The sequence below is a fragment of the Aliiglaciecola aliphaticivorans genome, from assembly GCF_054782055.1.
The window spans coordinates 1-10,640 of record NZ_BAAGTF010000042.1 but is presented as its reverse complement, the minus strand read 5'-3'; the positions used below and the strand labels follow the sequence as shown (position 1 = coordinate 10,640).

11 protein-coding genes, 1 other RNA gene and 1 pseudogene are annotated in these 10,640 nt (G+C 39.0%); 6 read left to right on the top strand and 7 right to left on the bottom strand.

What is annotated here, in order from left to right:
• The 3 genes and pseudogenes from ACYVIL_RS17755 to ACYVIL_RS17745 all read left to right on the top strand — a co-directional run.
• Positions 1-89, top strand: a pseudogene (locus tag ACYVIL_RS17755) (IS5/IS1182 family transposase); the annotation flags it as partial.
• Complete coding sequence (locus ACYVIL_RS17750; RefSeq protein WP_460313842.1) at positions 90-755, top strand: DUF2461 domain-containing protein; 666 nt, start codon at positions 90-92, stop codon at positions 753-755.
• Between the two features lie 157 nt (positions 756-912).
• On the top strand, positions 913-1,506 hold the full coding sequence (locus tag ACYVIL_RS17745; protein WP_460313840.1) for an AAA family ATPase: 594 nt from the start codon (positions 913-915) through the stop codon (positions 1,504-1,506).
• A 23-nt stretch (positions 1,507-1,529) separates the two neighbouring features.
• On the opposite strand, the gene ACYVIL_RS17740 is transcribed toward ACYVIL_RS17745, so the two are convergent.
• The 5 genes from ACYVIL_RS17740 to ACYVIL_RS17720 all read right to left on the bottom strand — a co-directional run bounded on the left by ACYVIL_RS17740 (position 1,530) and on the right by ACYVIL_RS17720 (position 6,557).
• Positions 1,530-2,750: an EAL and HDOD domain-containing protein gene (locus tag ACYVIL_RS17740; protein ID WP_460313838.1), complete on the bottom strand. Its 1,221-nt coding sequence runs from the start codon at positions 2,748-2,750 to the stop codon at positions 1,530-1,532.
• A gap of 338 nt (positions 2,751-3,088) precedes the next feature.
• Positions 3,089-4,483, bottom strand: a complete 1,395-nt coding sequence (locus tag ACYVIL_RS17735) for a diguanylate cyclase (protein WP_303473890.1) — start codon at positions 4,481-4,483, stop codon at positions 3,089-3,091.
• Positions 4,484-4,618: 135 nt separating this feature from the next.
• Positions 4,619-5,611, bottom strand: a complete 993-nt coding sequence (gene ylqF / locus ACYVIL_RS17730) for a ribosome biogenesis GTPase YlqF (RefSeq protein WP_460313835.1) — start codon at positions 5,609-5,611, stop codon at positions 4,619-4,621.
• Positions 5,612-5,796: 185 nt separating this feature from the next.
• The gene (locus tag ACYVIL_RS17725; protein WP_303473888.1) at positions 5,797-6,129 is read right to left on the bottom strand and encodes an RnfH family protein; all 333 of its coding nucleotides are present in this window, start codon (positions 6,127-6,129) and stop codon (positions 5,797-5,799) included.
• Positions 6,126-6,557, bottom strand: coding sequence for a type II toxin-antitoxin system RatA family toxin (locus tag ACYVIL_RS17720; protein ID WP_303473887.1), 432 nt, complete (start codon positions 6,555-6,557; stop codon positions 6,126-6,128). The genes ACYVIL_RS17725 and ACYVIL_RS17720 overlap by 4 nt, the downstream gene beginning before the upstream one ends.
• 140 nt (positions 6,558-6,697) lie before the next feature.
• Between ACYVIL_RS17720 and smpB the strand changes: the two genes are divergently transcribed.
• Positions 6,698-7,177, top strand: a complete 480-nt coding sequence (gene smpB, locus ACYVIL_RS17715) for an SsrA-binding protein SmpB (RefSeq protein ID WP_303473886.1) — start codon at positions 6,698-6,700, stop codon at positions 7,175-7,177.
• A gap of 97 nt (positions 7,178-7,274) precedes the next feature.
• Here smpB and ACYVIL_RS17710 read toward each other — a convergent pair whose 3' ends face one another.
• Positions 7,275-8,513, bottom strand: a complete 1,239-nt coding sequence (locus ACYVIL_RS17710; protein ID WP_460313832.1) for an NADH:flavin oxidoreductase/NADH oxidase family protein — start codon at positions 8,511-8,513, stop codon at positions 7,275-7,277.
• A 363-nt stretch (positions 8,514-8,876) separates the two neighbouring features.
• On the opposite strand from ACYVIL_RS17710, the gene ssrA reads away from it, so the two are divergent.
• Positions 8,877-9,236: a transfer-messenger RNA gene (ssrA, locus tag ACYVIL_RS17705) on the top strand.
• Between the two features lie 114 nt (positions 9,237-9,350).
• Here the strand turns inward: ssrA and ACYVIL_RS17700 are convergent.
• The gene (locus tag ACYVIL_RS17700) at positions 9,351-9,635 is read right to left on the bottom strand and encodes a hypothetical protein (RefSeq protein ID WP_460313830.1); all 285 of its coding nucleotides are present in this window, start codon (positions 9,633-9,635) and stop codon (positions 9,351-9,353) included.
• Positions 9,636-9,923: 288 nt separating this feature from the next.
• Between ACYVIL_RS17700 and ACYVIL_RS17695 the strand changes: the two genes are divergently transcribed.
• Positions 9,924-10,520, top strand: coding sequence for a hypothetical protein (locus tag ACYVIL_RS17695; protein WP_460313828.1), 597 nt, complete (start codon positions 9,924-9,926; stop codon positions 10,518-10,520).
• Positions 10,521-10,640: the final 120 nt, after the last annotated feature.

Genomic DNA, 10,640 nt, shown 5'->3' with positions numbered 1-10,640 from the left:
TATCAACGAGGTATGAAAAGTTAGCAAGGAATTATGCCAGTATGGTTTCACTGGCATTTTCGATGATGTGGTTGCCGATGTATTGCTGAGTGAAATATGTACAGCAAAGATCAACAGGCCTTAGTAATAATAATAAAGAGTGGTTTGCCGACCATAAGCAGGAGTATGAAGACAAAGTTCGTACCCCTACCCTTGAATTTATTGACAGCATGGATAGTTGGATTAAGATGATTTCTCCACACTATGAGGCAATAGCGAAAAAGGTGGGAGGATCGATGATGCGCCCCTACCGAGATGTTCGCTTTAGCAAAGATAAATCCCCTTACAAAACTAACCTAGGCATTCAATTTCGTCATGAAATTGGCAAAAATGTACATGCTCCTGGTTTTTATTTGCATATTGAACCGGAAAATGTATTTATTGCAGTGGGCACTTGGCGGCCAGAACCCGACGCATTGAAATCCATCCGTGAACACATTGCCTTGAAACCTGATTCGTACGAGGACGCAATACAGCACGCGCCATTTAAACAAATCTATGAACTCTCAGGGGATAAATTGAAACGCCCTCCTAAAGGTTTCAACGGCGAACATCAATTGATTGAAGAAATAAAGCGCAAAGACTTTATTGCTGTTTGTCCATTACCTGAAACATTTCTATTTGGTGGAGACTTAAGCGAGGAAGTGGCTAGGCGCTATGGCAGAGCTCAGCCCTTTCAGAAGTTTTTATGCGATGCCTTAGGCTTGCGATTCTAAACATATTCGTTTGCATGACACCAAGGGGCAAAGAAAATTACGCTTTGGTTTAAACCCATTGGGTAAAATATCGACGAGATTACGAAATCAACTTGATACTGTTTTTATATACAGTTACATTGTGGTTATCAATACTATTTAAAAAAGCAGATAGACGTTGAAGTTTACAATGATATACGGCGCATCTGGAGTCGGTAAAGAAAGTGTGGCCAGAGAGTTGGCAAAAAGAAATTACTGGCGATTATTTCCACAACATTTGGCCTTCGACATTTCTTGTGCGGCAGTGGGTTTCGGTAATGACGGTTTTGAGGCATTTCAGCGCAAAATATGTGTTGAAGCCTTGCAAACCATGATTGATAAAAAGACAAATGGAGTCGTTTTTACGTTTTGCTATGTGCATCTAGCAAGTAACTATTTCATTGAAGGCTTGTTTGAATTATTGAAACGCAACCACATTGCGCCTAATTTTATTCGAATATCTTGTGCTTATGATGAACACGTCAGTAGAGTAATCAACCCAGGTCGTAAAAACACCAACAAAATTCAATCGAAAGCATACCTTGATAAGTATCTCAGAGACTTCGATTTTTCAACTGATATTCCGAATGTTGAAACTTTCCATATAGACAATACACATATGACAATTCAAGCAACGGCGGAAAAGATTGAATGCTATTTACAAAAAAACGAGAAGACGGAGTTCAGTCCGAAAACCCTTCTATTGCTCGAGGTTACGATTAAAATCGCTTAACAGCTAATCCACAAAAAGATCACTTAAACAAGATAATTCATGACTTCATCAGTCCAGGTCAACGCCTGTGAATAACACTTCTTGAAGAGTTCGAGTTCTTGTTTGGTTAGCCGTTCAAACACTTTGTCGTCTAGGCGCTCAATTCCAATGGTATTTTGCAGTAATTTACCCAAATCATTATCATGAAACAGTAAGGCTGACTTAATCGAATCACTCAAGGTTAAACTATCTAAAAGATCTTTAATTTCAACTTGAAAAACCGCATCTATACCTGAGAGTAAACCAACCAAAAAACTCTCTGAAGAATCTGTTTTTACGCCACCGGTAAGGGGATTATCAGAAAACAACGATAGGGTTTTAGCTCTGATTAATAGCGTTCTTAATAACTCTTTGGGCTGGGATGAATTGGATGCAAGGGTTAGGATCATTGCCCATTGTTTTACCACATTTAAACCAAGCCTTACCACCGCATCTTTAACCGATTTAACCTCTCTAACCAGTTGATAAATCGGGCAATTTATTAATGCTAAAATTTTAACCGTGAGCACAGGATCCCGAGAGATCAACTCAGCAACTTCATCGGTTTCAATATCATGCCGACTTAACTGAGAAACTAATTGCAACGCTGAATTTTTGTTAGCATCAATTTTCTGGCCACTAATTAAGACTGGCTTTTCCAAAAAATACCCTTGAAATAAATCGAAGCCTAAATCGAGACATTTATCAAAGCTTTCTTGATCTTCTACTTTTTCCGCCAACAGCTGGAAACCAACTTTTTTTAATTTCGGAAAAATTGCAGTTAATTTGTTAAAGTCGATATCTAGAATATCAATTTTTAATATTTTAATGTGTTTAAAAAACGGAAACTTAGATGGCTCGAGTACATAATCATCTAATGCAAATTGATAGCCCAAACGTCTTAGTTCAGCAATTCGTTTTAATACATCCTCACTAGGTTCGACGGTTTCCAATATTTCGAAAATAAGATTATGTGGGGGGATCGGGAAAAAGTAGTCTGAATCTAAAAAACCCATATCAACGTTGACTAACATGGGGAGATCTAGATTTATATTAGTGTTGAAAACAGAAGTGCACACATTAACTAATAAATCCCGAGTAGCAATAAGATCTTTATCGTCACTATCAGAGTTAAATATATCTCCACGATATAAAATCTCACTAGCGACCATTTTACAACTTCTATCGAAAATAGGTTGTCTCGCAAATAAAATCGTCTCGTTCACAGGATTCCTAAAAACAACAGGTTTGGTGATCAATATTAATCTCTTAATGGTGAATTATAAACACCTGTTTACCATTTTCATATTCCACTTTAAGCTAATAGGCTCATTTAAGGGCTAGCTTTGAGGTAAACACCTCCTGCTGAATCAACGCTTGTTTAACTGATAGCTTACGAAAATACAATGGGGTTGCCATTGCTTAACAAAACTCAGCACGCTTTGCTGAGTTCCCCCTATAGAGAACATGGGCATATGAGGATTTAAACATTGTTTTCCCAATCCACTTTTAAAATACGCCAATGTCTTTACCGTGCAAATTGAACACTGCGTCAAACCAATATTCATTTGTGATCAAAGGTTATATTGACTTGATTCTTGCCCTCTCCTTTGGAATGGTAAAGTGTGATATCGGCATCTTTTAAACCTTTTTCTAAATCAAGATCTTCAGAAGGCAGAGATACTCGTATTCCCATACTGATGGTCACCGAAATTTGCGTGCTAGTGTTAAGGGTTACCTTAAGATTGCGAATTCCATTTAACAGCCTATCCGCCAAGCGGGATGCATCATCAGCTTCTTTAATTGCCGCAACAAAGGCAAACTCTTCACCTCCGTATCGACAAAAAGCGTCATCTACCCGAAAGAAGCCGTTTAAATATTTGGCGATTTCAACCAACACAATATCACCTGCATCATGGCCATAAGTATCATTAAACACTTTAAAATCATCAATATCTAATAAACCAAAAGCGACTAACGAGTCTCGTCTGAGGCAGGATTTAATCAGCCGGTGGGCATGGTCAATAAAAAAACGTCGATTGGGAATATTCGTTAAGGGGTCGTAATAGGCAATCTTTTCCAGTTTAGCGTTGGCGGTTTGAAGCTCTTTGGTTCTTTTATCAATTAGATTTTCTAGCTCTGTCTTTAACTTTTTGAATTCATTATGTTTGTTTTCTAATTGTTCTAGATGAAACTTCCGTTCTGAAATATCGCGTTCTATGGCAGCAAAATGAGTAACTTGACCATATTTATTTTTTAAAGGAATGATATTCATATCAATCCAGTAAGGTCTGCCATTAGCATCATAATTAAGGAGTGTTTCGCTCACTTCCTGAAAATTCTCGAGCTTTTGATGTATGCGATCTGTAGTTTGTTTATCTGTTAATGCGCCTTGCAAAATTCTCGGCGTTTCACCGATAACATCTTCTTTCTTATAACCGGTCATCTTCTCAAACGCTTTATTGACATAGATGATCCTAGGACTTAATGGATAGTCAATTTCCGACGCTTCAGTAACCACCACCATATCTTGAGTATTTTCAACAATGGCTTGAAAGGAAAATAATTGTTTCGAGTCTGAAATATCAGTAAAAGTTACGACAATAAAGGTTTCGGGACTATCGGGTTCACCTTCAAAATAAGCGTTAATAAAAAACCAACTAATAGTATCTGCCGAGCTGTCTAACACGCCAAGCACTTCGTTTTTAAGACGTTTTTTGGTTCGTTTAACTTTGTTAACTGGATAATCTTCAATCAACAATTTTTTACCAGACTCATCGATAAAACGCCACTGAGGATCTTTAGAACTTTTGCCGATGATTTGTTTGTAGTTTAATCTTAATAAGCGTAAAGACGTTGGGTTTGCATAAATAATAGAAGTGTCCCAGCGATGGATCACAACGCCTATGTGAGCGTTTTCTAAAAGCTTCTTGGTGTTAAGCTCAATAAAGTCTGCCATCAATATCATCTACTCAATGAATATTCATTAAGTATAGAACAAAATTAAGCTCCGTCTAATTTATTCCACAAACTCAAGATGCGCAATTATTTTACCTAAATATTTGATTATTTTGAATAATTTGGGAAATAACTATCAACGTTTTCGTCGTTTACTTTTCGTTTTCCCTTCCATTTTCATGGCTTTTGAATCACGCTTATTTGGTGTTGCTGAGCCGTCTTTAAAACGCTGTTTTTTCGCTTCTTTCTCAGCAATTTTTTGAGCAGCCAATTGCGCCACAAGTTTCTCTTCCTGAATCACCATAGTTGGAGTTTCTAATGTGATTCGGCCCAATCTACCTGAACGAAGCTCATTAATAAGCACTTCACAGATTTTATGTAAATTAACCCGTCCTCCTGCTCGCAAAGCGCCACGTTTACTTGCTGCGGCCTCTAAAAACTCAATTTCCGTATCGGGTATGGTATCTAAACCAAATCTTTCCTTCATCAGCTCAGGATAGTATTTAATGAGGTAGTCTGCCGCATAAAAGCCAACGTCTTCGTAATCCATGGCCGTGTCTTTAATTGCACCTGACGCAGCCAAACGATAACTACTGTTCTCATTTTCAATTTTGGGCCAAAGAATCCCCGGGGTATCTAACAACACGATACCACTTCCCAAGTTTATCCGTTGCTGGGTTTTAGTCACTGCTGGAACATTGCCCGTTTGTGCAATAATTCTATCAGCTAAGGTGTTAATTAAGGTCGATTTTCCCACATTAGGAATACCCACTATCATGGTATTGATGGATTTGATTCCAGCATCTTTTTCAGGCAGCATTTTGCGGCACAGATCTACAATTTGTTTAATTTTCGCCGGTTGCTCCGTAGTAGTTGGAAATGTCTTAACACCTTTTTCTTGCTCTAAATATTCTTGCCATTTCAGAGTGAGTTCAGGATCGGCTAAATCTGTTTTACTTAACACTTTGATACAAGGCTTTTCACCTCTTAAGTGTTTAATCGCGGGATTTTCGCTTGAATAAGGAATTCGAGCATCAAGTACTTCAATCACCAGATCCACACTGGGTAGAACATCTTTTATCTCTTTTTGGGCTTTATGCATGTGCCCTGGATACCACTGAATTGCCATTATTATATTCTTTTCATGTCGTTGCTAAATCGAATTCATGACCAAATAGAATTCAAATTTACACAAGGTTTGTTTAATCCAATGAATACAGGTTCTACATTCATCAATATTTTCGACAGGCTTCGCTTTTAAGATAACGGGAAGAGGCGCTTAGATTGCACAAACTATCTAATTCCTATGGGGCACTAAGATTTAACTCTTCCACCTGTAACTTTATCAGCTCGCCCTTCTAGTTTTGCTTTTTCCGCTCTGATCCGACGTACTTCTTTTGGATCTGCTATGAGGGGACGGTAAATTTCAATTCTATCCCCCTCCTTAGGTACTTCGGAGAGCTTACATGTGCGATTCCAAATACCAATTTTCAATTTTGATAAATCAATTTCTGGAAAGCGCCGTAAAATACCGGACGCCTGAATTGCTTGTTCTGCCGTTTTGCCCTTTTCGATAGTTACACTAATCAACGCTTGCTCTTTAGGTATACCGTAAACCACCTCGACTGTGATTTGCGAATCACTCATAAATACACCTCTTTCGCTCTGGCTGTAAAAGCATTGACCATATTGGTAGCCAGGGTATTAAATACTTTGCCAAACGCCATTTCCGCTAGACGACTCGAAAATGCAAAATCCAGCTTCAATTCTATTTTGCACGCATCCTCGGCTAATGCGGTAAATGACCAGCCCCCACTTAGATGGGAAAAAGGCCCTTCAATAAGGTTCATTTCAATGGTTTTGCCCCTATCTAAGGCATTCAACGTGGTAAACCATTGTTTTACACCCGCTTTGGCAATCAACACAGCCGCTTTCATTGAATCCTTGTCATGTTCAAGCACTTTCGTTTCAGCGCAACCTGGCAAAAATTCAGGATATGACGCTACGTCATTGACTAAATCAAACATCGATTCGGCACTGAATCCTACTAGCGCACTGCGATGAACACTTGCCATCCACTTTCCTCTTAATAACCTTGCAATTTCTCGAGGAAGTTTACCACGAATTATCAAATTGCATAGTTCATCCATGTAAATACAACTATTTTTTAAATCATCTACAGACAAATTAAATCGGCCTGATATAATTCGCCACTATGAAGAAAAAGAACGCTAAATCAAATAAAAGCAACACCATAGCTTTAAACAAGAAAGCCCGTCATGACTATCACCTGCAAGATAAAATCGAAGCAGGTATAGAACTACAAGGCTGGGAAGTGAAAGGTATTCGTGCTGGAAAAGTTAACCTGACAGATAGCTTTGTGAATATTCACAATGGCGAAGCTTATTTGCAAGGCTGTAAGATTACTCCATTAAATCAGGCTTCTAGCCATGTTGTGTGTGATCCCGATCGTCAGAAAAAGTTACTTATTCACCGCCGTGAAATTGACCGATTAATGGGCGCAAGAGAACGACAAGGCTACTCTATTATCGCCACAGCTATGTATTGGAAGCAGTGTTGGGTAAAAGTAGAAATACATTTAGCCAAAGGTAAAGACGCCCATGATAAGCGAGATACAGTAAAAGATCGCGATTGGGCAAGGCAAAAAGAACGTATGATGAAACATAGCGCTTAACGCTATGCTTGGCTAACTAGCCCATTTCATGTAATTGGGCTAGGCTAGTTTACAAGCCGAAGGATTGACGTAGTAAATTAATTGCTAAAAGCCACTATCACTTAGTTGTATGTGGCATATTGCGTCGGTAACGCTTAGTTAATTTAGCCGCTAAAATTTGATCTAGCACGACACTAATAAACGCAGATGCATTGAGTTTTACTGGCTTACCCTTGCCGAGCCGTCGCAGTTGTCGTTTCACCAACGCCATATTAGCCATGCCACTTAAGGTTTTATCTTTCCATCCCACTTGCGGTGTCATGCTGACCATTCCGGGCACTTGTTGCCAATGATTCGGTAAATCAGGGTTGTAGGCGAGTGCTGTGGCCATTCCCACTAAATCAGCACCAGACTCCAACACCTTTTGAGCAACGGGTAAGCGTTTAATCCCCCCTGTCGTCATGATGGGAATGTGGCTTTGTTGAGCAATTTTGCTGGCAAATTCAAGAAAATACGCTTCCCTTGCTAGTGTTCTATCATCTGCAGTATGCCCTTGCATCGCAGGCGCTTCATAACTTCCACCTGAAAGTTCAACCACATCGACGTGCAGGGGTTCAAGCATTTTCACAACGGCTAAGGCATCGTCAACATCAAAACCACCACGTTGAAAATCAGCGGAATTAAGCTTCACTGCCACGCTAAAGTCCTTAGCACAAGACTTTCTTATCGCAGTGATGATCTCGAGTAATAAACGGGCGCGATTTTGCAGGCTTCCGCCCCACTGATCAGTGCGCTGATTAACTAAAGGTGATAAGAATTGCGCGAGTAAATAGCCGTGAGCTGCATGCACTTCAACGCCATCAAACCCCGCTTTTTCGGCCAACAGTGCAGTTGCGGTAAAGCGTTGAATGACATCTTGAATTTCCTCTTCAGTCATCGCCTTAGGTTGACCAAATAGCTTAGAATGCTTGCCAAGATCAAGGGCCACATTCGACGGTGACAAGACTTTGCCCCCCATTTTTTTAAATACCTGTCGTCCTGGATGATTAATTTGCATCCAAACTCGCGTATTATTACGTTTTGCTTTTTGCGCCAAAGTCGCAAATGGAGCTAAATCCGTATCTTCTTCTAAAGCCATTCCCCCTGGGCCTGTCATGGCCATAGCATCGACCATAACATTACCAGTAATAATGAGACCTACGCCCCCTTCCGCCCATTTTTGATACAAATTAAACAGGGTTTCATCGGGCAATTGCTTGGCATTTGCCAAATTCTCTTCCATTGCCCCTTTTACCAATCTATTTTTTAAGGTTTTACCACTGGGCAGCGAAAAAGCTGCAAATATGTCGTTCGTCATTAAACTCTTCTTAGTATGCAATAGTTAACCATGACTTAATCAAATCAGCATAGTTATTTGCACAACAACTAACCCAAAATAATTAGCCCCTACAAGGGTCACTCCCCTTTCGAGTCTGGATTAACAAATTTTATCATTTAGCCCCCCTAGGTTGTCAAAAACCGATTTTCAGTAAGCTGACGCTAAATAAATGCACTTATATTCTCCTTTTTCTAAGTCAAGTTGCACAATAAAACGTCTAAACTATGTTGAATACTCATAAACGATTAAAACCCAACCACTTGAAACAAAATTTATTATCCCCACATATTGTTTTATAGAAGGATGTGTTATCCTATCTGCTACTTGAAAAAGTACTACATCGGGGCTGATTTTGGATTCGACAGGAATCGGGATGCCTTAGGTGCATGCAGAGGTGCGGTTTGCCTCTTTAAACAGCCGCAAAAAAATAGTCGCAAACGACGAAAACTACGCACTAGCAGCTTAATAACCTGTATAGGCCCTTCCACTTCAGCCGTCTTCTATTCGTGAAGGTTTGGAAGGTCATACTAATAGAATAGCGAGGGAAACTTGTCCGAGGTTGAACCGCGAAATAGTATCGGAACAGCTACTAGGAATCCTGTTTGTCGGAGTCCAAAATAGTTAAATAAAAGACAAAATAAGCATGTAGTACCGACGGTTGAAGCTTTCTGGACGCGGGTTCAAGTCCCGCCAGCTCCACCAAATTTACGTTCGACGAACGACGAAAACCCTGCCAAAGCCGCTTAAAACGGTGATTAACAGGGTTTTTTTATGCTTTTTTGCTATTGAAATAGACATGGAGGAAGGGATCAAAGCTTAAGACGTTAAAAAAGACAGAATATTAAAAAACCGATTGGCATAATACAAAACGATAATAAACATTATAGCGATTTGAATGGCTATGCTTAGGGCTTTAGCACAAATTGCACCGACTATTGCCCCAATTAACACACCGGCTAAAATTGGCAGTAAATCTCCACTGTCTTGATAAAATTCATAGCCAATATTTGCCCCAACAAAGGCCCCTAATGCTGCTAAGTAACGTATGAAAGTAAGTTCTCGTCTTGAAGAAGCAAGTGTGCCTAAATCCTTATTTGACATACTAAATCCATTTGAGTCAGGTTTATCATTTTACCTAAATTAAATGACTATTTTTCAAAATTCAAATGACCAATTTGAATAACAACATTCGCTTTTATAATTCTAAGATTTATTAGCCTCAACTCTTTTACATTTAGGTAAATTAATCCCTTATATTTAATAATTTACTAAATCCTCAAAAGCAATGCGCATGAAATCCCCTGCTCAAACTCAAGATTAAATATTGACCAGATGTAAACATATTGGCAAAATTAACTAAACCCTAGAGTTAAGCACATGGAGGGCCCAATGATGAATATTTTTAAGCTCACAGGTTTTACTAGTTGTTTAGTTATTTTATTAACGCTTTTTTACTCAAACGATGCAAAATCAAACCAAGTTTGTAATTTGTATTACGGGTTGTACGCGAAAAGCTTGTCACAAGACATGCAGTTTAATTATGCAGACCATTCTTCAAATATGAATAAAAGCAATACCTTGGAATTAATTAAACAATACAAAGACAATGCTTCTAGAGTCATTTCTAACCTAAACAAGTTAATTGCCACTAACAGTTCTTCTCCAAAGATGGCCCCTTATAAAAAGATTAGAGAACATTATTATGTAATCTCGGATATGGGAACATTGGGTTATGCCATTATTAAAGCCGAGATGGAAAACGATGCTGACCTTTTTGTTGGGCTAATAAAAGGGCTTTACACCGAAAAGTTTAAACCTTTAACATTCCCCCTACTTAATAGGGCTGCCATTGAATATAGAAAACATCAAATTAGAACGGTTAAAATCGATGAGGAGGAAAATGCCAGAAAGAGCGTGTTGAGTATTTATCGTTCTTTGTATGGCAGCAATGGATATTTGTTACCTAAATACGATCCTTGTTACTAGGGCCTGTTGATCTTTCGTGATTGGTTTTTGAGCGGCATGGTAAAGAGTTATAATTTGTTTCGCCAAAAATAAACTAACAACTCAATACCATGCCGAGACTAATGCTAACTGATCAGCGGT

Coding starts and splice junctions, on each gene's coding strand:
- ACYVIL_RS17735 (WP_303473890.1), bottom strand. CDS start 4,483: ATGGCAGACTTTATTGAGCTTAACACCAAGAAGCTTTTAGAAAACGCT.
- ylqF (WP_460313835.1), bottom strand. CDS start 5,611: ATGGCAATTCAGTGGTATCCAGGGCACATGCATAAAGCCCAAAAAGAG.
- ACYVIL_RS17725 (WP_303473888.1), bottom strand. CDS start 6,129: ATGAGTGATTCGCAAATCACAGTCGAGGTGGTTTACGGTATACCTAAA.
- ACYVIL_RS17720 (WP_303473887.1), bottom strand. CDS start 6,557: ATGGCAAGTGTTCATCGCAGTGCGCTAGTAGGATTCAGTGCCGAATCG.
- smpB (WP_303473886.1), top strand. CDS start 6,698: ATGAAGAAAAAGAACGCTAAATCAAATAAAAGCAACACCATAGCTTTA.
- ACYVIL_RS17710 (WP_460313832.1), bottom strand. CDS start 8,513: ATGACGAACGACATATTTGCAGCTTTTTCGCTGCCCAGTGGTAAAACC.
- ACYVIL_RS17700 (WP_460313830.1), bottom strand. CDS start 9,635: ATGTCAAATAAGGATTTAGGCACACTTGCTTCTTCAAGACGAGAACTT.
- ACYVIL_RS17695 (WP_460313828.1), top strand. CDS start 9,924: ATGATGAATATTTTTAAGCTCACAGGTTTTACTAGTTGTTTAGTTATT.